The sequence below is a fragment of the Streptomyces fuscichromogenes genome, from assembly GCF_014645815.1.
GTDB classification, from domain to species: Bacteria; Actinomycetota; Actinomycetes; order Streptomycetales; family Streptomycetaceae; genus Streptomyces; species Streptomyces fuscichromogenes.
Map to the genome: position 1 here is coordinate 79,084 of NZ_BMML01000025.1, position 20,705 is coordinate 99,788.

General features: G+C 72.4%; 20 protein-coding genes. 9 read left to right on the forward strand and 11 right to left on the reverse strand.

Going from position 1 to position 20,705, the window contains the following annotated elements; translation table 11 throughout:
• The first annotated feature begins 57 nt into the window (after positions 1–57).
• Positions 58–963 carry a LysR family transcriptional regulator gene (locus IEZ11_RS39320; protein WP_189267825.1) on the forward strand — a complete coding sequence of 302 codons (906 nt, stop codon included), beginning with the start codon at positions 58–60 and terminating at the stop codon, positions 961–963.
• A 6-nt stretch (positions 964–969) separates the two neighbouring features.
• On the opposite strand, the gene IEZ11_RS39325 is transcribed toward IEZ11_RS39320, so the two are convergent.
• The 4 genes from IEZ11_RS39325 to IEZ11_RS39340 all read right to left on the reverse strand — a co-directional run bounded on the left by IEZ11_RS39325 (position 970) and on the right by IEZ11_RS39340 (position 5,986).
• On the reverse strand, positions 970–2,238 hold the full coding sequence (locus tag IEZ11_RS39325; protein ID WP_189267826.1) for an MFS transporter: 1,269 nt from the start codon (positions 2,236–2,238) through the stop codon (positions 970–972).
• Positions 2,239–2,499: 261 nt separating this feature from the next.
• Positions 2,500–3,360, reverse strand: coding sequence for a sugar phosphate isomerase/epimerase family protein (locus tag IEZ11_RS39330; RefSeq protein WP_189267827.1), 861 nt, complete (start codon positions 3,358–3,360; stop codon positions 2,500–2,502).
• Positions 3,361–3,716: 356 nt separating this feature from the next.
• Complete coding sequence (locus IEZ11_RS39335) at positions 3,717–4,730, reverse strand: sugar phosphate isomerase/epimerase family protein (RefSeq protein WP_189267828.1); 1,014 nt, start codon at positions 4,728–4,730, stop codon at positions 3,717–3,719.
• Between the two features lie 74 nt (positions 4,731–4,804).
• Complete coding sequence (locus IEZ11_RS39340; RefSeq protein ID WP_189267829.1) at positions 4,805–5,986, reverse strand: Gfo/Idh/MocA family protein; 1,182 nt, start codon at positions 5,984–5,986, stop codon at positions 4,805–4,807.
• A gap of 297 nt (positions 5,987–6,283) precedes the next feature.
• Here IEZ11_RS39340 and IEZ11_RS51425 point away from each other — a divergent pair, with 297 nt between their 5' ends.
• The 7 genes from IEZ11_RS51425 (at position 6,284) to IEZ11_RS39370 (ending at position 13,304) form a co-directional block, all read left to right on the forward strand.
• Positions 6,284–6,526 (forward strand): helix-turn-helix domain-containing protein, encoded by a 243-nt coding sequence (locus IEZ11_RS51425; RefSeq protein WP_229713650.1) that lies wholly within the window; start codon positions 6,284–6,286, stop codon positions 6,524–6,526.
• Positions 6,415–6,981 (forward strand): LacI family DNA-binding transcriptional regulator, encoded by a 567-nt coding sequence (locus IEZ11_RS39345; RefSeq protein WP_229713633.1) that lies wholly within the window; start codon positions 6,415–6,417, stop codon positions 6,979–6,981. The genes IEZ11_RS51425 and IEZ11_RS39345 overlap by 112 nt, the downstream gene beginning before the upstream one ends.
• A gap of 331 nt (positions 6,982–7,312) precedes the next feature.
• Positions 7,313–8,401: a sugar ABC transporter substrate-binding protein gene (locus IEZ11_RS39350; protein WP_189267830.1), complete on the forward strand. Its 1,089-nt coding sequence runs from the start codon at positions 7,313–7,315 to the stop codon at positions 8,399–8,401.
• Between the two features lie 93 nt (positions 8,402–8,494).
• Positions 8,495–9,559, forward strand: a complete 1,065-nt coding sequence (locus IEZ11_RS39355; RefSeq protein WP_189267831.1) for an ABC transporter permease — start codon at positions 8,495–8,497, stop codon at positions 9,557–9,559.
• A 2-nt stretch (positions 9,560–9,561) separates the two neighbouring features.
• Positions 9,562–10,365 (forward strand): ATP-binding cassette domain-containing protein, encoded by an 804-nt coding sequence (locus IEZ11_RS39360; RefSeq protein WP_189267832.1) that lies wholly within the window; start codon positions 9,562–9,564, stop codon positions 10,363–10,365.
• Positions 10,366–11,217: 852 nt separating this feature from the next.
• A complete protein-coding gene (locus IEZ11_RS39365) occupies positions 11,218–12,045 on the forward strand; it encodes a CoA transferase (RefSeq protein WP_229713634.1) in 828 nt (275 codons plus the stop codon).
• A complete protein-coding gene (locus tag IEZ11_RS39370; protein WP_189267833.1) occupies positions 12,039–13,304 on the forward strand; it encodes an amidohydrolase family protein in 1,266 nt (421 codons plus the stop codon). The genes IEZ11_RS39365 and IEZ11_RS39370 overlap by 7 nt, the downstream gene beginning before the upstream one ends.
• A gap of 79 nt (positions 13,305–13,383) precedes the next feature.
• Here the strand turns inward: IEZ11_RS39370 and IEZ11_RS39375 are convergent, their stop codons facing one another.
• Positions 13,384–13,578 carry a hypothetical protein gene (locus IEZ11_RS39375; RefSeq protein WP_189267834.1) on the reverse strand — a complete coding sequence of 65 codons (195 nt, stop codon included), beginning with the start codon at positions 13,576–13,578 and terminating at the stop codon, positions 13,384–13,386.
• 182 nt (positions 13,579–13,760) lie between these two features.
• On the opposite strand from IEZ11_RS39375, the gene IEZ11_RS39380 reads away from it, so the two are divergent.
• Positions 13,761–14,045: a tudor domain-containing protein gene (locus IEZ11_RS39380; RefSeq protein WP_189267835.1), complete on the forward strand. Its 285-nt coding sequence runs from the start codon at positions 13,761–13,763 to the stop codon at positions 14,043–14,045.
• A gap of 2 nt (positions 14,046–14,047) precedes the next feature.
• Here IEZ11_RS39380 and IEZ11_RS39385 read toward each other — a convergent pair whose 3' ends face one another.
• From IEZ11_RS39385 to IEZ11_RS39410, 6 genes are read right to left on the reverse strand one after another with little or no spacing between them, the layout of a single operon-like run.
• Positions 14,048–14,824: an SDR family NAD(P)-dependent oxidoreductase gene (locus IEZ11_RS39385; protein ID WP_189267836.1), complete on the reverse strand. Its 777-nt coding sequence runs from the start codon at positions 14,822–14,824 to the stop codon at positions 14,048–14,050.
• A 3-nt stretch (positions 14,825–14,827) separates the two neighbouring features.
• Entirely contained in the window at positions 14,828–15,976 is a 1,149-nt protein-coding gene (locus IEZ11_RS39390) for an acyl-CoA dehydrogenase family protein (RefSeq protein ID WP_189267925.1), read from the reverse strand.
• 14 nt (positions 15,977–15,990) lie between these two features.
• Positions 15,991–17,127: a thiolase family protein gene (locus IEZ11_RS39395; RefSeq protein WP_189267837.1), complete on the reverse strand. Its 1,137-nt coding sequence runs from the start codon at positions 17,125–17,127 to the stop codon at positions 15,991–15,993.
• Positions 17,124–17,927, reverse strand: a complete 804-nt coding sequence (locus tag IEZ11_RS39400) for an enoyl-CoA hydratase/isomerase family protein (RefSeq protein ID WP_229713635.1) — start codon at positions 17,925–17,927, stop codon at positions 17,124–17,126. The genes IEZ11_RS39395 and IEZ11_RS39400 overlap by 4 nt, the downstream gene beginning before the upstream one ends.
• A complete protein-coding gene (locus IEZ11_RS39405; protein ID WP_189267838.1) occupies positions 17,924–19,108 on the reverse strand; it encodes a CaiB/BaiF CoA transferase family protein in 1,185 nt (394 codons plus the stop codon). Before IEZ11_RS39405 ends, IEZ11_RS39400 begins: the two co-directional genes overlap by 4 nt.
• A 1-nt stretch (position 19,109) precedes the next feature.
• Positions 19,110–20,693: a FadD3 family acyl-CoA ligase gene (locus IEZ11_RS39410; RefSeq protein WP_189267839.1), complete on the reverse strand. Its 1,584-nt coding sequence runs from the start codon at positions 20,691–20,693 to the stop codon at positions 19,110–19,112.
• Positions 20,694–20,705: the final 12 nt, after the last annotated feature.

Sequence of the window (20,705 nt, forward strand, 5' to 3'; positions counted from 1 at the left end):
CTGTGGATGTGCCCGATCCATGGTGTGGATGGCACCTGCTCGCATAGGCGGTCCCTGGTGAACCTGTCCCGACTCGACCTCAATCTGGTCCTGGCCCTGCGCGCGCTGCTGGAGGAGCGCAACGTCACCCGGGCCGGCGAGCGGGTCGGGCTGAGCCAGCCCGCGATGAGCGCGGCGCTGGCCCGGCTGCGCCGCCACTTCGACGACGACCTGCTCGCCCGCACCGGCAACGCCTACGAACTGACCCCGCTCGGCGCCGCCCTGCGCGAGCGCAGCGCCACCGCGTGCGATCTGCTGGAGCGTGTCTTCGCCAGCCAGGCCGACTTCGACCCGGCCACGGAGAGCCGTGAGTTCACCCTGCTCGCCTCCGACTACGGGGCGGCCGTGTTCGGTGCCGAGCTCGCCCGCGCCCTGCACCGGGAGGCGCCCGGCATCCGGCTCGCCTTCCAGCACTCGACGCCCGCCGCGGTGGAGAACACCGCCACCGTGCTGAGCACCGTCGACGGTCTGCTGCTGCCGCACGGCATCATCGACGGCTTCCCCGCCGTCGACCTGCACCGGGACCGCTGGCTCTGCATGGTCGCCGACGACCACCCGGACGTCGGCGACGAACTCACCCTCGACCAGCTGGCCCGTCTGCCGTGGGCCGTCTACCAGCGTCCCTACGACGCCCCGGCCGCCCGCCAGCTCAGCATGATCGGCATCAGCCCGCGGGTGGAGGTCTCCGTGCAGACCTTCCAACTGCTGCCCCACATGGTCGAGGGCACCCGCCGGGTCGCGATGATCCAGGAGCGCCTGGCCCGCAAGGCGGTGCGGTCGGCCGCGGTACGTGTCCTGCCCTGCCCCTTCGAGGCCGTACCCGTGCAGGAGGCGATGTGGTGGCACCCCGTGCACACCCAGGACGCGGCCCACATCTGGTTCCGCCGGAAGGCCGCCGAAGTGGGCGCGACGCTGATGGCCTGAACGCCCCTAGGCGCGCCGCCCCGCCGTGCTCCGGGACGCCCACAACCCGGCCGCGACGAGCGCCGCGAGCAGCCCCAGCACTCCCACCGCACCGGCCAGACCGCCGACCGCGGACTCCCCGGCGAGGAGCACCAGCGGACAGACGAACTCGCCGCCGAAGAAGGCCGCCGTCCACAGCCCCGTGCCGCGGCCGCGGTCCTCGAACGCCAGCCGGGACATCGCGCCGGTGAGCAGGGCGGGCAACAGCATGCCGGTGCCCACGCAGTTGACGACCGCCCCGACGACGAGCAGCGGGGCGTTCCCGGCGAGGGACATCATCGCGAAGCCGACGGCACAGAGCGCGAGGATCGCGGGCAGCATCGGTTCGGGGGCACGCCCGAGCCGTGCGAAGGCGACCGCTCCGCCCACGGTCGCGGCACTGGCGATCGCGGTGGCCAGTCCGATCACACCGGAGTTCTCCACCCCGAGGCCGTCGAGCAGGTACGACATCTCGACCGGGACGGTGTAGAAGACCATCGCGCCGAAGAAGGTGAGAGCACAGACACCCGCCAACTGCCTTACCGGAAAGGGCCGTCGAGTCCCGGTGGGAGCCTGGCTCCCCGCGGTGGCGGCGCCCGTACCGCCGGCCGCCGTGGCCGTGCCTGCCGCCGGGCCGGGCAGGGCGACGGCCATCAGCGGGGCGAGCACCAGGCTCACGGCGTACACCCAGAAGGGAACGCGCCAGCCCGCCGATCCCGCGGCGCCGCCGAGCACGAAGAAGACGGTGGCGGACGCGGAGGCGCACATGGTCTGGAGGGCGAGGTACCGCACCCTCTGCCGGCCGGCGTAGTAGTCCCCGATCAGCGTGGTGCAGCAGGTCATGATCGCGGCCTCGGCGACCCCGACCAGGGCCCGGCTGGCGATGATCGCGCCCAGTGAGTCGAGCCAGAGCGGGGCGGTGCCGAACGCGGCGTAGAGCAGGGTCGCCACGATCAGCAGGCGCTTGCGGCCCAGCCGGTCCACGATCACCCCGGCGAACGGGGCCAGCAGTGCGAGTGCCAGCGCCGGGACGGTCAGCGCGAGGGGCACCAGCGCCTTGGCGCCGGGAACGGACGCGAAGTGGTCCTGCATCCTCGGCAGCACCGGGGCGATGAGCACCGCGCCCAGGATCGGCAGACAGCTGCCCGCCATCAACAGGGTGACGCGCAGCAGGTGGGCCGGGCCGGAGACGACCACGGGGGACGGGGCGGTGTCGTCGACCTCGGCGGGGGACGGCGACGGAGGGGATCCGGGCATGGCGACTCCAGGGGACGGTGTACGGGAGCGGGGCATGCCTGTCACGGGCGCCTGCGGCGCACGGCATGCCGGCCGGGGCCGCACACCGGCGGCTGGTCCGGACAGCGGCGTGCGGGTAGGCACGACTATGGGGGCGCCGGGCACCCCGCCGCCATCCACCACACGATCCGGATCCGCTATCCCGCTCATCCACACCATGGATGACCTGGCCCCGCACCCGCGGGGCCCATGGGTCGTCCGGGCCGGGTCCCCGGCGCGGGGTCACCGCCTCGCAGCCGCCAGGTACTCGCCGATCTTCTCCCGCATGAAGAGGGAGGACTCCCTGGCCTTCTCCTCCCACGCGAACACGCAGGCGGTGAGGGTGCCGTCGAAGCCGTTCGCGTGCAGTGCGCGGAAGAGCTCGTCGAAGTCGACCTCGCCCTCGCCCATGTTCAGGTGCTGGTGGATACGGGCCTGGGTGCCGGGCGGGTTGAGGATGTAGCGGTTGCCGGAGGACGCGGTGTGGTCGAGGGCGTCGGCGAGGTGGACGTGGGTGAGGAGGTCGCCCGCGTGCGCGATGATGCCGGGGGCGTCGTCGCCGATGTGGAAGGTGTGCGGGGCGCAGTAGAGGAAGCTGACGTCGGGGTGGTTGATGCCCCGGATCAGGTTGACGGCGTCGTAGCCGTTCTCGACGAAGTCGTCGGGGTGGGGCTCCAGGGCGAGCTTGATGCCCTCGCGCTCGAACAGCGGGAGGAGTTCGTCGAGGGACTTCCAGAACTGGGCCTCGCTGCGATCGGCGTCCTCCGGCCGGCCGTTGAACTCCGAGATCATGCTGGTGACCCCGAGGTCGGCGGCGATCCGGATCGAGCGCTTCCAGTACCGTACGGCCGCCTGCCGGGCGTCCTCGTCCGGCCCTGACCAGCGGAACAGCGGCAGCAGGGAGGAGATGCCGACCCCGGCGGCCGCCAGCGACCTGCGGAACTTCGCGACCGTGGCGTCGTCGACGCGCGGATGGCGGAAGAACGGGATGAAGTCCTCGCGCGGCGACAGCTCGATCCACTCGTAGCCCAGCTCCGCCACCACGGCGGGCAGTTCGAGCAGCGGCACGTGGCGGATCATGTACGGGTCGAGGGCGATCTTCATGGCGGGTGGGTGCTCCTTGGCGTTCGAGGTCTGCGTGGGTCCGGACGAGGTCGCCGGAGCCCCTTCTTTCCCGGGGCGGCGGACGTCGCCGCCCCGGGGCGAGGTGTCCGAAGGTGTCGATGTGGCTGGGTTCGCGGGTGCCGGCGACGACGGCGTCGGGTCGGCCGAAGCGCCCGGTGCCGGCGGCCACGCGCACGCGAGTGCACCCGTGGCCGTCACGTCGGCGGCCGGTGTCCGGACGCGCTCGGCGTCGCAGCCGGCCACGGTTTCCCGCAGCGCCTGCGGACGGCGGCCGGGGACCGGCACGCCCGCTCCCGGTTTTGGGTACGCGCGCGGTCGCCCGGCCGCCCAGGCGGTCACGCCCGCAGACTCTCCTGGAGCGCGGCGTCGGCGGCCTTGAGGACCCCGGCGGCGACGGCGACGCCCTCGACGCGGCCGAGTTCGGTGTCCTCGTGCTCGATGTTGACCAGCATGTCCGGGTCGACCTCGTGCAGGGCGCGCAGGAACTCGGTCCAGTACCCGACGTCGTGGCCCTTGCCGAGCGCGACGAAGTCCCAGGCGGAGTTCTTCGGCCACTCGTTGGCCCATTCGTCGCCGCCGAGGTTGGTGCGCGGCTCCTCGGGCGACAGACGGCGGAAGCTGTTGTCGAGGACGCCGTTGAGGGCGGCGTGTTCGGGGTTGACGCGGACGTCCTTGGCGGCGGCGTGGAAGACGAGTGCGCCGAGGTGGCGCACGACCGCGACGGGGTCCATCTGCTGCCAGAACAGGTGGGAGGCGTCCAGTTCGACGCCGACGTGGGTGGCGCCGGTGAGGTCGATGAGCCGGTGGATGTCGGCGGAGTTGAAGACGACGTTCTGCGGGTGCAGTTCGAGGGCCACCTTGACGTCGTGGTCGGCGGCGAGGCGGTCGGTCTCGCGCCAGAAGTCGGCGGCGATCTTCCACTGGTGGTCCAGGACGTCGAGGGCGGCGGAGTTCCACGCGTTGACGATCCAGTTGGGGCGGGTGGCGCCCGCCTCGCCGCCGGGCAGGCCGGACATGGTGACCAGGCGGTGCTGGCCGAGGCGTTCGGCGAGGCGGATGGAGCGGCGGATGTCCTCGGCGTGCTTCTCTCCGATGGCCGGGTTCGGGTGCAGCGGGTTGCCGTTGGCGTTGAGGCCGGCGATGGCGACGCCGGTGCCCTCGAAGAGGCCGAGGAAGTCGTCGCGGGCGGTGTCGCTGACCAGGATGTCGTCGAGGGCCGGTACGTGCACGGCCGGGAGGAAGCCGCCGGTGTTGATCTCGATGCCGGTCAGACCGAGATCGGCGATGACCTTGATCGCCTCGGGCAGTGGCCGGTCGTGCAGGATCGCGTTGTAGAGGCCCAGCTTCATCGTGTGTTTCCTCGGTCCTTCTCGGGGTGGCGGTGCGGGTGCCTTCAGGGGGCGGGTGAGGCCAGGGGCTCGGGCTACTGGACGGTGACGGCCTTGCCGCCCGCGTCGGCGGAGGCGACGATCGCGTCGATGACGCGCAGGTTGTGCAGCCCGTCGGCGAGGGTGGGGCAGGACGGCAGCCGGTCCAGGCCGGCGATCTGCTCCAGGAAGGCGCGGGCCTGCCAGACGAAGAACTCGTGCTGGCCGTGGCCGACGCTGGGGAAGTCCATGGGCAGGCCGCCGGCGACGTAGGGGTGGCCGGGGCCGACCACCACCCGCCGGTAGCCGTCCACCGGGTCGGCGGCGGCGGAGTCGGCGATGGTGAACTCGGCCGGACGCGACAGCTCGAAGGTCGCCGCGCCGCCCTTGGTGAACACCTCGAAGCCCAGGGAGTTGGCCAGGCCCCGGGCGATGCGCGAGACGGAGAAGGTGCCGACTGCACCGGACGCGAAGGCCGCGGTGAAGGTGGCGATGTCGTCGTTCCCGACCCGTTCGCGTTCCTGGCCCACCGCCACGTCGGCCGAGTGTCCGACCGCGGTGCCCAGCGGTACGGGACGGTCGGGCACCTGGGTGGAGAGCACGGCGCCCTGCACGCTCTGCACCGGGCCGCAGAAGTATTCGCCGAGGTCGATGAGGTGACTGCCGATGTCGGAGAGCGCGCCGGAGCCGAGCGGTCCCCGGTAGCGCCAGCTGATGGGCGCGTCGGGGTTGTGGCCGTAGTCGCACCAGTAGTGCCCGTTGAAGTGCTGCACCGCCCCGAGCGAGCCGTCCAGCACCTGCTGCCGTACGGCGTTGATCGCGGGGGAGCGGCGGAAGGTGAAGCCGGTGGCCGCGACCAGGCCGGTGCCCTCGGCCGCGTCCACCATGGCCTGCGCGTCGGCCACCGACGGGGCGAGCGGCTTCTCGCACAGCACGTGCTTGCCGGCCGCCAGCAGCGCCTCGACGATCTCGCGGTGCAGGTGGTTGGCGACCACGACGCTGACCGCGTCGATGTCGTCGGCCTCGGCGATCGCCCGCCAGTCGGTCACGGCCCGCTCGAAGCCGTAACGGCGGGCCGCGTCCTGTGCGAACGGCTCGTGCGCGTCGGCGACGGCGACCAGCCGCACCTCGGGCAGCCCGGCACCGTACAGCGTGGCGGCCTGCCGGTACCCGTTGAGGTGGGCCCGGCCCGCCATTCCGGCTCCGACAACCGCGACCCCGATCGGCCGTGTGCTCATCGTGCTTCCTCTCCGGCGCGACGGCGCGCCGTGACTGGGGGGTGGGGACCTGACGTCGTGGGATCTCGGGCTCCGTTGCGGGCCCGGATCGACCAAGACCTTTCTTAAAGCGTTTTAATTGCTGGTACTATCGGCGGCGTCACGAGCAGATGTCAAGGGTGTTGCCGCAAAATCGCAGGAGGTCGCGTGGACGGGCGCGGCCCTGCTGCTCCGGTGGGCGGCAACGGTGCGGCGCCGCGGCTCCGGCTGGGGGACGTCGCCGCCCGCGTCGGTCTCTCGACGGCCTCGGTGTCCCTGGTGCTGCGGGGCGCGCCCGGCCCCGGCGAGCGCACCCGGCAGCGGGTCCTGAAGGCGGCCGCCGGGCTCAGTTACCGCCCCGACCGCACCGCCGGCGCCCTCGCCGACAGGCGGGCCGGCTGCTCGGCGTCATGGTCGATGTGCACAGCCCCTTCCGCGCCGAGCTGTTCGAGCCCTTCCGTGCCGAGCTGGTCGAGCATCTGCACGCCGCCGCCGAGGAGGTCGGGTACGACCTCGTCCTGAGCGCCCTGACCAGGACCCGGGACGAGAACACGGCCGTCGAGACGCTGCTGGCGTTCCGCTGCGAGGCGCTGATCCTGCTCGGCCCGGTCGCCCCCGCCGCCACCCTCGCCGGCCTCGACCGCAGGGCACCGGTCGTCTCGGTGGGCCGCCGACTCGCCGGGGCCGGTCTCGACGTCGTGCGCAGCGCGGACGACGTCGGTGTCGGCCGGGTCGTCGACCACCTGCTGGGCCTCGGTCATCGTGCGATCGCCCACGTCGGCGGCGGCAAGGGCGTCATCACCATCGACCGCCGCCGCGGCCACCGCGCCGCCATGCGCCGCCGCGGTCCCGGCGGGTGGATCAGGATCCTCCGCGGGGACCGCACCGAGGAGGCCGGCACCACGCTGGCCCTGGGTGTGGGTGCGGTCGTCGGGGGCCGGAGTGCGTGGCGAATACAGCTTTTCCCGGGCGGATAACGGGACGGTGTGCATGTCTGAACAAACCCTTGACACGTATCCGAAACACAAGCATGCTCTGGCCACCGCTTAAAGCGATTTAAACATCGCGGATCCGCCACCCGTCACCCAGCCCGGCGTCGCCGTGAAGCGGTGCCGGGGCACCCCCGCGACGAGCCGTTCCACCGACCGCCGGCACCTCCGGGCCCGACCCGGCGAAACGTCCGGTACCGCGAACGCGCCGGGCTTCCCCGGGCCCGCGTGCGACCCGCTTCGCACACCAGCACACCCCGAGCCATGCCCGGCCCCGCTCACGCACCGCCCGGCACCACACGAAGGAGCACCCCAGCACATGGAACGCACGCAGACCTGGCGGCCCGCCGGCCGCCGTCTCTCCAGAAGTGGTCTGACCGCGGTGGGCCTGCTCGCCCTGGCGGCCACCGCGCTCACCGGGTGCGCCAGCGGCAAGGCCACCGGCGACGACACGGGCCAGGCGACGGCGTCCGCCGGCGGATCGACGTCGAGTACGACGACCGGTGGCAAGGTCTCCATCGTCGTCATCGGCGGCAAGGCCGACGACCCGTTCTGGTCCACCATCAAGCGCGGCGGCGAGGACGCGGCGAAGCTGGTGAAGGCGAACGGCGGCACGGTGACCTTCCTGGGCCCGCAGAACTACGACAACCTCGGCCCGGACGCGGCCAAGCTGACCCAGACCGCGCTCTCCCAGAACCCCTCGGCCATCGTGGTGCCGGACTGGGTGCCCGACAGCCAGAACGCGGCGATCAAGCAGGCCGTGGCCAAGGGCGTCAAGGTGTTCATCTACAACTCGGGCGGCGTCGAGCAGGCCGACAGGACCGGCGGCATCAAGTACATCGGCTCGGACGACTACCAGGCCGGCAAGGCCGGCGGCGTCAAGTTCGCCGAGTCCGGCGCCAAGAACATCCTGTGCGTCAACACCGTGCCTGGCGCGGCCAATTCGGAGGCCCGCTGCAAGGGCATCGCCGACGGCGCCAAGAGCAAGGGTGCCAAGTCCAAGCAACTGGCCCTGCCGTCCTCCAACTTCGGCAACCCCTCCGCCGTCACCCAGGCGATCAAGGGTGCGCTGCTGAAGGACGGCAGCGTCGACGCCCTGGTGACGATCGGTGTCCAGGACGCGGACAGCGCGGCCTCGGCGATCGACCAGGCCAAGGCCGCCGCCAAGGTCAAGCTGGGCACCTTCGACCTCTCGCAGACCCAGCTGGAGCGCATCAAGGCGGGCAAGCAGCTCTTCGCCATCGACCAGCAGCCCTACCTCCAGGGCTTCTACGCGGTGTCGATCGCGAACCAGTACCTGTCCTACGGGGTGATCCCGCCGCAGAACCCGCTGCTGACCGGCCCGCTCCTGGTCACCGAGGACAACGTCGGCTCGGCGATCTCCGGCACCAAGGCCGGCGTCCGCTGACCCACCCACCGGTGCCGGGCCCGCCTCCCCGGGGCCCGGCACCCCTCCACCCGCTTCGCAGCACAACCGGATTCCAAAGGTGACTTCATTCCGATGACTACCTCACTTCCCCACACGACGGCCGAGAAAGAGACCGCCGTCGCCCCACCGAAGCAGTCCGAGAGCGTGCTGGGGCAGTTGCGGCACCGCCCCGAGGCGGGCGCGCTCATCGGAACGATCACCGTCTTCGTCTTCTTCGCGATCTTCGGAGGCGAGAAGTTCCTCGCCCCCGCCGGCGCGGCGAGCTGGCTGAACATCGCCGCGGAGCTCGGCATCATCGCCATCCCCGTCGGCCTGCTGATGATCGCCGGCGAACTCGACGTCTCCGTGGGCTCGGTGCTCGCCGGCAGCTCGATGACGCTGGCCATCGTCTCCGGGTACTGGGGCGCCCCCATGATCGTCGGCATCGTCCTCGCGCTCGGCCTGGGCCTGCTGGTCGGCCTTCTCAACGGGGTCCTCGTCACCCGCACCAACGTGCCCTCGCTGGTCATCACCCTGGCCACGCTCTCCGGCATGGCGGGCCTGACCCTCGGCCTGTCCCGTGTCACGACCGGCACCACCAGCGTCCCCGTCAGCCCGGACCCGCTGTCCAAGGCATTGTTCGGCACCCTGGTCGCGGGGCAGTTCGAGGTGGCGATCTTCTGGTGGCTGGGGCTGGCCGTGGTGGTGACGGTGCTGCTGCAGCTGATGAAGTACGGCAACTGGATCTTCGCGATCGGCGGCGACAAGGAGAGCGCGCGGGCCACCGGTATCCCGGTCGACAAGGTCAAGATCGCCCTCTACATGGCCAGCGGCTTCGGCGCCGCCCTGGTCGGCGTGATCCAGACGATCCTCTACAACGGCGCCCAGGTCGCCAACGGCCAGTCCTTCGTCTTCAACTCCATCATCGCCGTGGTCGTCGGCGGTGTCCTGCTGACCGGCGGCTACGGCTCCGTCTTCGGTATCGTCCTCGGCACGCTGACGTTCGCCATCGTCAACCAGGGCATCTACTACACCGGCTGGAACTCCGACTGGGCCAGCCTGATCCTCGGCATCCTCATCCTCGCCGCGGTGCTGATGAACAACACGTTCCGCCGGCTCGCCCTGTCCTACAAGCCCCGCACCGCGAAGAAGGCCTGACGATGACCACCCCCCTTCTGCGCCTGACCGACGTCAACAAGTCGTTCCTCGGCACCCACGCGCTCACGGACATCTCCCTGGAGGTCGAGGCCGGCAAGGTGCTGTGTCTGTTGGGCGACAACGGCGCCGGCAAGTCCACCCTGATCAAGATCCTCTCGGGGTTCCACAAGCCCACCACCGGGACCATCGAACTCGACGGCAGGCCGGTCGAGTTCGACAGCCCGCGTGACGCCAGCGAACAAGGCATCGCGACGGTGCACCAGTTCGGCGGCACGTTCCCGCTGATGGGCGTCGGCCGCTGCTTCTTCGTCGGCGCCGAACCCACCAAGGGCTTCGGCCCGTTCAAGCTCTTCGACAAGAAGCTCGCGGGTGAGATCGCGGTCCGCGAGATGCAGTCCCTGGGCATCACCCGCGTCACCGACGGCAGCCGGCTCGTCGGCAGCCTCTCCGGCGGCGAGCGCCAGGCCCTCGCCATCGCCCGTGCCGTCTACTTCGGCGCCAACGTCCTCATCCTCGACGAGCCCACCGCGGCCCTCGGCGTCAAGGAGGCCGCCCACGTCCTGCGGATCGTCATGCAGGCCCGCGCGAAGGGCGTCGCGGTCATCCTCGTCACCCACAACGTGCGCCACGCCATGATGGTCGGCGACCACTTCGCCGTCCTCATCCGCGGCCAGAAGGCCGACGACTTCCGCAAGGGCGAACGCACCCGCGAGGAGATCACCGACCTCATGGCCGGCGGCGAGGCGATGGCCCACCTCGAAGCCGAACTCGCCCAGCTCCAGGCGGACGCCGACACCGAGGTATGAGCGCGTGAGCGGGTGCGGCACGGTTGCGTGGTCGCGGACCGTGCCGCACACCGCGTCCTCCTTCGACCGACGGGCAGGGGGCGAGTCCCTGCCCGTCGCGCTGTCGCGTGTGCCAGGCGTACCGGGCACCGGAGCCGAGGGCGGCCCTCACCCGGTGCGCCGGAAAAGACGGGCCGGGGCTTCATGTCCGTGGTGACGACAGCGCCCGACCGGCGGGCCCCTGACGTCGCGTCGGAGATGACGGTCGCGGCCTGGCCGCCCCAGGCGGACGGCCCCGTGGGCTCCTTGTCCGCCGCGACGTCGCCCGTCCACTGACGAGAACCGCGTGGGCCCGGCCGTCCCCGGCGGGCAGCACCAGCGAGAGCACGCTGATTGGAGTAGGCGAGGGATTCGAGAACGAGACGGTCGCGGCCGCAGAGCGCGCGGCCCGTCCGCAGCACCTGCACGAGGCTCACGCCGGCGGCCGGATGGCGTGTCACGGCGGTGCGCAGGACGTCGAACTCCTCGTCCGTATCCCTCGGCCGGGGGGCGACGGCGACCCGCACGTGGTCCGTCCCGGCCGGTGACCACCGGCTGCGGTCCAGGTCGACGCAGGAGAAGGGCGACTCCACGGTCCCGAAGTGTAATCTGGCGTCTCCTTGAGGAGAAGGGCGTTCGCTTCATGGAGAAGTCGGTTCTCGATCGATGGGCGGCCGGCGTCGAACCCTGCCTGGGCCCGCTGTCCGGGGTCGTGGACGACTTCACCCGGCTCACCGGTGTTCCGGTCGACCTGCCCGAGGTCCTGTTCCGCCGCGACCGGTCGGCCGCGTTCGACCTCCCGGGCAGGTCTCGGCGGGGGGCTCCTGCCACCTCATGGCCGCGGCGGACGGCTGGGTGGCGATCGACCTCGCCCGGCCGGACGGCGAGGCCGCCCTGCCCGCGCTGCTCGGGCTCCTCGACAGCGCGCCCGGCACCGCACTGCGCACCGCCGTACTGCGCTCGTCCGCCGTCCGGGCGGCCCGCGCCGCGCGGTCACCCGGCATCCCGGCGGCGGTGCACGCGGAGGCCGCGGACGGTCGCGGGCCGGTACGGGTGGAACGCCTCGGCGCGAGCTCCCCACGTGGCCCCGACGGGCTGCGGGTCGTCGACCTGTCCGCGCTGTGGGCCGGGCCGCTCTGCGCGCGGCAGCTGGGACTGGCCGGAGCACGGGTGGTGAAGGTGGAGAGCAGGCAACGGCCGGACGGGGCGCGTTCGGGGCATCCCGCCTTCTACGACTGGCTGCACGACGGCCACGAGAGTCTGGTGCTCGACTTCACGTCCGGTGCCCTGGCCGCCGCGGTCGCCGAGGCCGACGTGGTCATCGAGGCCTCCCGGCCCCGGGCCCTGCGGCGACTGGGCATACGCGCCGAGGAGTTCCTGGCCGCCCGCCCGGGCCGGGTGTGGGCCGGCAGCACCGGGTACGGGCGCGACGACGACCGGGTCGCGTTCGGCGACGACGCGGCCGTGGCCGGCGGCCTGACCGGCCTGGACGAGCACGGATCCCCGGTGTTCCTCGGCGACGCGCTCGCGGATCCGGTCACCGGACTGTACGCCGCCCACGCGGCCGTGCGTTCCCTGGCGCGCGGCGGCGGCGAGTTGCTGTGCGTGTCCATGGCCGCCTGCGCCAACGCCCTCGCGGCGAGCCGGACGGCGCCGTGCTGATCAGGGCGGTGGAGGTCGCGGGGCACGGCCCGGTGGACGTACGGGTCGGGGCCGACGGCCGGATCTCGGAGATCGGCCCCCGCCTCGCGGGCCCGGCGGACGTGCACGGCGGCGGCGGGGCGCTGCTGCCCGGGCTGCACGACCATCACGTCCACCTCACCGCGCTCGCGGCGGCGACCGCCTCCGTACCGGTCGGGCCCCGCGAGGTGCGGGGCCGCACCCAACTCGCGGCGGCGCTGCGCGCGGGGCCGGCGGGGGAGTGGGTGCGGGCCGTCGGCTACCACGAGAGCGTGGCCGGGGAGCTCGACCGGTGGGCGCTGGACGCGATCGTGCCCGACCGGCCGGTACGGGTGCAGCATCGCAGCGGGGTCATGTGGTTCCTCAACAGCCCGGCGCTTCGATCGGCCGGCCTGGACGACGGCGAGGACCAGGACGGCCGGCTCTGGCGAGCGGACGAGCGGCTGCGCCGCCTGGTCCCCCCGGTCCCGCTGGACCTGGCCGGCCTGGGGCGGCGCGCCGCACGGTACGGCGTCACGGGGTTCACCAACGCCGATCCGCGCCCGGCGCCCGGCCTCGCACGGACCCTTGCGGTGCTGCCCCAGCAGGTGGTCGTCATGGGAGCGCACGGGACCGCCCCGGTCAAGATCATGCTCGACGACCCGACTCTCCCCACGCCCGCCGGCCTCGCGGTCACCGTCGCCGGGGCGCGGCCCCGCCCGGTCGCCGTGCACTGCGTCACCCGGGTGCAGTTGCTGGTGACCCTGATCGCCCTGGAGCGGGCCGGACCGGTCGAGGGCGACCGCATCGAGCACGGAGCGGTGATCCCGGACGACGTTCTGCCGTGGCTGCGGCGGCTCGGCGTGACGGTGGTGACCCAGCCGCACTTCCCCGTCCTGCGGGGCCCCGAGTACGCCACCGACGTCGCTCCGGACGACCTGCCCCACCTCTACCGCTGCCGAAGCCTGGCCGAGGCCGGCATCCCGCTGGCGGCCGGCACCGACGCACCGTACGGTCCACCGGACCCGTGGGCCGTGATGCGGGCGGCGCTGACGCGGGACGACGGGGAGGCCGTCACGGCGGAGGCGGCCCTGCGGCTGTTCCTCGGCGCTCCCGAACATCCCTCCCGTACAAGGCGGTTGGCGGTCGGCGGCCCGGCCGACCTGTGCCTGCTGCACGTCCCGCTGCGCGAGGCGCTCGGCACCCTGTCCGCCGATCTCGTACGCGCCGCCTACGTGGCCGGACAGCCGATCACCCCCTGAACGCGTCCCGTCAGCGGGCGGTGCAGTCCGCGACGAGCCGGTCGAGGAACGTCATGAGCTTGGCGTTCGTCGTGCTCGATCAGGGCCTCGACGCACTCCGGGGCGAACTCCATGCGGCACTGGAAGCCGCAGACGTGGCGGCGGCACCGAGTGACTCACCGACCAGTTGAGCACCGAGGCAGATACCGATGACCGCCCTGTCCACCTCGACACAGGAGGAGATGAGGGCCCTCTCCGCGGCGGCGTCGAAGTGTGCGCGCTCCTCGATGATCATGGCTCACACCACCGGTGGCACGGCCGGGGCGCGTCAGCCGGGGCGGACCGGGAGGACGGCGGCGAAGCCCGCGTGCCCAGCGCCACCCAGAGGTTCAGCCCGTCCGGAGGAGAGCCGCCCGGCGACCTCGGCCTCGGAAAACTCCAGGCTTTTGACCGGGTCTAGTTGAGAGGATGTCCGGCATGTTGAAGAAGAGGTACGAAGGCGCGTACGACATGGACTCCGCGAGCCCCGACCCCCAGCGGTATCCGGCCAAGCTCATCGTCCGCTACACGGACGACACCTACAACGTGGAGTTCTTCGAGGGCGCGCCGCACGACTACGCTGAGCACCTCACGCTCGTCACCACCGTGGACAGCGCGCGCATCGAAGTCGCGGGCTCCCACCCCTCGGAGTGGTACGAGTACCGCGACGGCGTGCGAGTCGGCCAGGCGGCCTCGACGGAGCCGGGAGGGGAGAACGCCTGAGCTCAGACGCTGTAGCCGCCGTCCACCCCCAGCGCCTGTCCGGTGATGAACGCGGCCCGGTCCGAGGCGAGGAAGCAGACCGCCTCCGCGATGTCCCGGGCGTACCCGAACCGGCGCAGCGGGATGTTGCGCCGGGTGATCGCGAGGGCGGTCTCGCCGAGTTCTCCGGTCTCGATCAGCCGGGCCGCGATGCCGTCGTTCAGCATGCCGGGGGCCACACAGTTGACCCGGACCCCGTACCGGCCCTCCTCCGCGGCCAGGGCGCGGGCGACCGCCTCGACCGCGCCCTTGGTCCCCGAGGAGAGCCCGTCGCGGACCGGGTAGCGGCGGGTCGCCACGGTGGTGACGGCGACGACGCTGCCCCGGCTCGCCCGCAGCGAGGGCAGCGCCGGATGGACGAGGGAGAAGAACGCCACGGCGTCCGCCTCCAGTTGGGCGCGGTACCGGGCGGGGGTGACCTGGCTCAGATGGGTCATGGGCACATGGGGCCCGGCGGCGTACACAAGCGTGTGCAGGCCGCCGGAGGTCTCGGCGGCCGCGGTGACGGCCCGCGCGGTCGCCGCCTCGTCGGTCAGGTCGACCCGCAGCGAGCGGACCTCCCGGCCCAGTGCTCTGACCTCGTCCGCCAGGGCACCGGCCGCCTCGTGGCCGGACCGGTAGGAGAACGTGACGTCGCTGCCGTGTTCCGCCAGCGTCCGTACGACCGCCGTGCCGATGCCGCCGGTGCCGCCCGCGACGAACGCGGTCCCGGGCCGGCCGGTGAAGTCCTCCACGGACATGGCTCACAACCCCAGTGACTTGGCGATGATGACCTTCATGACCTCACTCGTCCCCGCGTAGATCCGGGTGATGCGGGCGTCCGCGTACAGCCGGGCGATCGGATACTCCAGCATGTAGCCGTATCCGCCGAAGAGTTGAAGACATCGGTCCACGGCCCGGGCCTGTGCCTCGGTGCAGAACAGCTTCACCTTCGCCGCGTCGGCGCCGGAGAGCCGGCCGTCGACCAGCTCCAGGACGGCCCGGTCCAGCAGGGCCTGCGCCGCCTCGATCTCGGTGGCGACGGCGGCCAGTTCGAACTTGGTGTTCTGGAAGGCGGCGACCGGCGAGCCGAACACCTCGCGTTCCTTGACGTAGGCGATCGTCGTGTCCAGAGCCGCCCGTGCCTGTGCCACCGAGCCGACCGCGACCGTCATCCGCTCCTGCGGGAGGTTGTGGCCCAGGTACCGGAAGGCCGCGCCCTCCTCACCGAGCCGGTCGGCCACCGGCACCCGCACGTCGTCGAAGGCCAGCTCGACCGTGTCCTGCACCTTGATGCCCATCTTGTCCAGCACCCGGCCGCGCGTGAACCCGGGCATGCCGTCCGCCACGACGAGCAGGGTCAGCCCCGCCCGCCGGTCACCCGGATCGCTCGCCGTACGCGCCACCACGATCACCAGGTCGGCCAGCAGCCCGCCGGTGATGAAGGTCTTGGCGCCGTTGAGGACATAGCTGTCGCCGTCGCGCACGGCGGTCGTCCGGATGCCGGCGAGGTCGGAACCGGTACCCGGCTCGGTCATCGCGATCGCGGTCAGCAGCCGCCCGGACGCCAGCCCGGGGAACCAGCGCTCGCGCTGCTCCTCGTTCGCGTAGGCGAGGAAGTAGGGCAGTACGACGTCGAGTTGGGTGCGTACGGTGCCCAGGGTGACCAGGGCGGCGGCGGCCTCCTCCTGGAGGACGACGTTGTAGCGGTAGTCGGGCCGCCCGCCCCCGCCGTACCGCTCCGGGACCGCCATGCCCAGCAGGCCCAGCGAGCCGAGCGTCGTGAAGAAGTCGCGGGGTACCCGCCCCGCCTTCTCCCACTCGCCGTAGTGCGGCACCACCTCCTTCGCCACGAGTTCCCGCACCAGTCCCCGAAACGCCTCGTGGTCGTCGGTGAAGACATCCCGCCGCATGCCGTCCGCCCCTGTCATTCCGCGAGTTCGACGAGGGTGGCGTTGGCCGTGCCGCCGCCCTCGCACATGGTCTGCAGGCCGTAGCGGATCCCGCGGGCGCGCATGTGATGGATCATCCGCGTCATCAGGACCGCCCCGGACGCGCCGAGCGGATGACCGAGCGCGATCGCGCCGCCGAGCGGGTTGAGGCGCCCGGGGTCCGCGCCGGTCTCGGCGAGCCAGGCCAGCGGGACGGGCGCGAAGGCCTCGTTCACCTCGAACACCCCGACCTCCGACAACGCCACCCCGGCTGTCCGGAGCACCTTCTCGGTCGCCGGGACGGGTCCGGTCAGCATCAGCACCGGATCGGAGCCGACGACCACGCCCGCCCGGAACCGCACGAGAGGGGTCAGGCCCAGCGCACGGGCCCGCTCCGGGGTGGTGACCAGCAGGGCCGCCGCGCCGTCGGAGATCTGCGAGGCGTTCCCGGCGTGCAGGACACCGTCCTCCTGGAAGGAGGGCCTGAGCCCCGCCAGCGTCCGCACACTGGTGCCGCGCCGGACGCCCTCGTCCGCCGCTACCCCGGCCACGGGCACGATCTGCCCGTCGAAGGCCCCGCCGTCCTGCGCGGCCGCGGCCCGCTCGTGCGACAGCGCGGCGTACCCGTCGAGCCGCTCCCGCGTGAAGCCCCACTTCTGTGCGATCAGCTCCGCCGAGACGCCCTGGTTGAAGGAGAAGTCCTGGTAACGGGCGCCGACTTGGGGACCGTACGGCATGCCGCCCGCCTTCGCCGAGCCCAGCGGCACCCGGCTCATGACCTCGACGCCACCCGCCACGACCACGTCCTGCCGCCCCGACAGCACCGCCTGGACCGCGAACTCCATCGCCTGCTGACTCGACCCGCACGCCCGGTTGACCGTCGTCCCCGGGATGCTCTCGGGCCAGCCCGCCGCCAGCACCGCATAGCGGCCGATGTTGCTCGACTGGTCGCCGACCTGGGACACGCACCCCCAGATCACGTCGTCGACGACCGCCGGATCGATCCCGGAGCGGTCGGCGAGCGCTGCCAGCACCGCCCCGGACAGGTCCGCCGGATGAATGCCGGCCAGTCCGCCGTTCCGTCTGCCGACGGCCGTACGGACCGCCGCCGCGATCACCGCTTCCCGCGTCATGTATCGCTCTCCGTTCGTCTCGGCACCGCCCAGCGGCCGGTGAACAGCGGCTCTCGTCGGTCGGCGAACGCGGTGTACGCCTCCCACACGTCGGCGGTGGCGAAGTTGACCGCCTGTGCGCGTGCCTCGTTCGCCAGCGCGTCTCGCAGGGTCCGGTCGGCGCCCTCGTCGAGCAGCGCCTTGGTCTGTGCGAGCGCGACCGGCGCGCCGGACGCCAGCCGCGCCGTCAGGTCGTCGACGAAGGCGTCCACCCTGTCGGCGGCCACCACCCAGGTCACCAGGTTCAGCGCCCGCGCCTCTTCGGCGTCGATCGTCTCCGCCAGCAGGGCGAGCCGCTTGGCCTGCTGGAGTCCGACGAGCCTCGGCAGCAGCCATGAGCCGCCGCAGTCGAGCGACAGGCCGCGCCGCGCGAAGATCTGGGAGAACCGCGCCTCGGGGGTGGCCACCACCAGGTCGCAGCCGAGCGCCAGGTTCCAGCCCGCGCCCACCGCCACCCCGGTCACCTTGGCGACGGTCGGGAAGGGCAACTCGTGCAGCAGCAGCGTCACTTCACTGAGGGTCCGCATCCGGTGCAGCGGATGCCGGTCGGTCAGAGGCCGGGAGATGTCGGCACCGGAGCAGAACGCCCCGCCCGCCCCGGTGAGGACCAGCGCCCGGACGGCACGGTCGGCACCGGCCTCCCGCAGAGCCGCCGCCAGCGCGTCCCACAGCTCGGCGTCGATGGCGTTTCTGCGGCCGGGGCGGTTCAACGTCAGCGTCCGTACGCCGTCCGCGGCGTCGCTCGCCAGCAGCACGGTCACCGCACCGCTCCCCGCTCGCGCAGCGCGGCGATGTCCGGCGCCGCGAAGCCCAGTTCGGCCAGCACGGCGTCGGTGTGCTCGCCGAGCGCGGGCACGCTGCCCATCGGCGGGTCGTATCCGGCGATCACGGGCGGCGGCAGCAGCGCGGGCACCGGCCCGGACGGCGTGCCGATCTCCCGCCAGCGCTCCCGGGCCGTGAGCTGCTCATGGGCGAGGACGTCCTTCGCCGTGTTGTAGCGGGCGTTGCCGATCCCGGCGGCGTCCGCGCGGGCCTGGACGTATGCCAGGTCGTGCCGCCCGCACCAGGCGCCGATCGCCTCGTCCAGCGGTGCGCGGTGCTCGACCCGGCCGGCGTTCGTTCGGAACCGCGCGTCGTCCGCCAGGTCCGGACGGCCCAGCAACTCCCGTGCCAGTCGCTGCCATTCGGCGTCGTTGGTGGTGCCGAGGACGACGGTCTGCCCGTCGCCGGTGGGGTAGGCGCCGTACGGCGCGACGGCGGGCGAGCCCATGCCGAGCGGCTGCTGCTCGATCCCCGAGTGCAGGGTGTAGGTGAGCGGGTACCCCATCAGCTCGGCCATGGTGTCGAACATGCTGACCGCCACGGACGACGGCGGACCACCCCGGCCCCTGCCGTACAGCAACGCCAGGACCGAGAGCGCCGCGTACAGCCCGCTGCACACGTCGGCCACCGGCGGGCCGGGTTTCGCCGGGGCGCCGGGACGACCCGTCACCGAGCAGGCACCCGACTCCGCCTGGACCAGCATGTCGTAGGCGCGCTTGTGGGAGAGCGGGCCGCCGGGGCCGTACCCGTCGATCTCGACGGGGATCAGCGCGGGGTGCCGTACCTCCAGGTCGGCCGGGGAGAGCCCGAGTCTGGCGGTGGTGCCGGGGGTGAGGTTGGAGACGAGCACGTCGGCCCGGTCCAGCAGCCGGTGCAGGACCGCGAGGCCGGCCTGCGACTTGAGGTTCAGGGCCACCGACTCCTTGCCTCGGTTCGCCCACACGAAGTGCGCCGCCAGTCCGCCCACGACGTCGTCGTAGTGGCGGGCGAAGTCACCGCCCCCGGGGTTCTCCACCTTGATGACGCGGGCGCCGAAGTCGCCGAGCGTGCGCGTGCACATGGGGGCCGAGACGGCCTGCTCCAGGGTCACGACCGTGACACCGGTCAGCGGTCCGTCCATCTCAGAACTCCCCGAGCCGGGCGCGCAGTTCGTGCTTGAGGATCTTCTGGCTCGCGTTGCGCGGGAGTCCGTCCACGAAGCGGACCCGGCGGGGGACCTTGAAGTTGGCCATGTGCTCCCTGGCCCAGGCGATGATCTCGCGCTCGGTCGTGTCCGCCCCCGGCGTCGGCACGACGAAGGCGCACCCGACCTCGCCGAGCCGCTCGTCGGGGACGCCGACCACCGCGACCTGCGCGATCGCCGCACAGCCGAGCAGCAGTTTCTCGATCTCGGCGGGATAGGCGTTGAAGCCGCCGACGATGAACATCTCCTTCTTGCGGTCGACGACGGCGAGGTTGCCGTCCGCGTCGAGGCGGCCGAGGTCGCCGGTGTGCAGCCAGCCCTCGGGGTCGATCACGGCGGCGGTGGCCTCGGGGTCGTCCCAGTAGCCGCGGGTGACGTTGTAGCCGCGCACCAGGATCTCCCCGTCCTGGCCCGGAGCGACGTCCCGGCCGTCGTCGTCGGCGATGCGGACCTCGACGTCGGGCACGGCCCGGCCGGTGGTGCGGGCCACCGTCTCCTCCGGGTCGCCGACGCGGGTGCTGGTCACCAGCGCGCTCGACTCGGTCAGCCCGTAGGCGCTCAGCACGATGTCGAAGGTCAGCTCCTTCTTCATGGCGCGGATCAGGGCCTCCGGCACCGTGGTGCCGCCCGTCATGGACACCCGGAGCGAGGACAGGTCGTACGCCGGCCGGCCGGGGTGGCCCAGGAGGTCGTGGAAGATGGTGGGCGGGCCGAGGAGGATGCTGACCCGTTCGTCGGCGATGACCCGCAGGGCCCGTTCCGCGTCGAAGACGGCCATCGGGACCACCGTCACCCCGTGCATCAGGGAGGCGAGCCAGCCCGCCTTGTAGCCGAAGCAGTGGAAGAACGGCGGGATGACCAGGAAGGTGTCGGAGGCGTCGAAGGTGTACTCCGTGGACATCCAGCCGTACGCCCGCAGGGACTGTCCGTGGGTGAGCTGCACGCCCTTGGGGTGGCCGGTGGTGCCGGAGGTGAACATCACGTCGGACAGGTCGTCCGGGGCGATCCGGTCGATCGAGGCGTGCGCGGCCGGGGGTGGCGTCCCCGCTCCCGCGTCGAGGAAGTCCTGCCAGCCCAGGGTGGCCGCCCCCGGCGGCCCGAGGAGCGAGACGGCGGTGGCGAGCGCGGGCAGCCCGGGGTCCTCCCGGCGCAGGTCGCCGATGTAGTCGGTGCCGAGGAAGGAGGCCGCCGCGAACAGGGCTCGGGCACCCGACCTGCGCAGGATGTAGGAGGTCTCCCGGGCCTTGAAGCGGGTGTTGAGGGGGACGAGGACACCTCCGGCGCCCTGGATGCCGAGGGCCGCGACGATCCATTCCACGCAGTTCGGCGCGCACAGGCCCACCCGGTCACCGGGTCCGATGCCCAGCGCGAGCGCCCCGCGCACCGCCTGGACCATCCGCTCCTCCAGCTCGCGGAAGGTCAGCCGCACCGCACCGTCCACGATCGCCGGGGCGTCGCCGAACCGCCGGGCGGCGATCCTGATCACGTTCGGGATGCTGCGGAACTCCTGGTCGTGTCGCATCGGCGGGCTCCG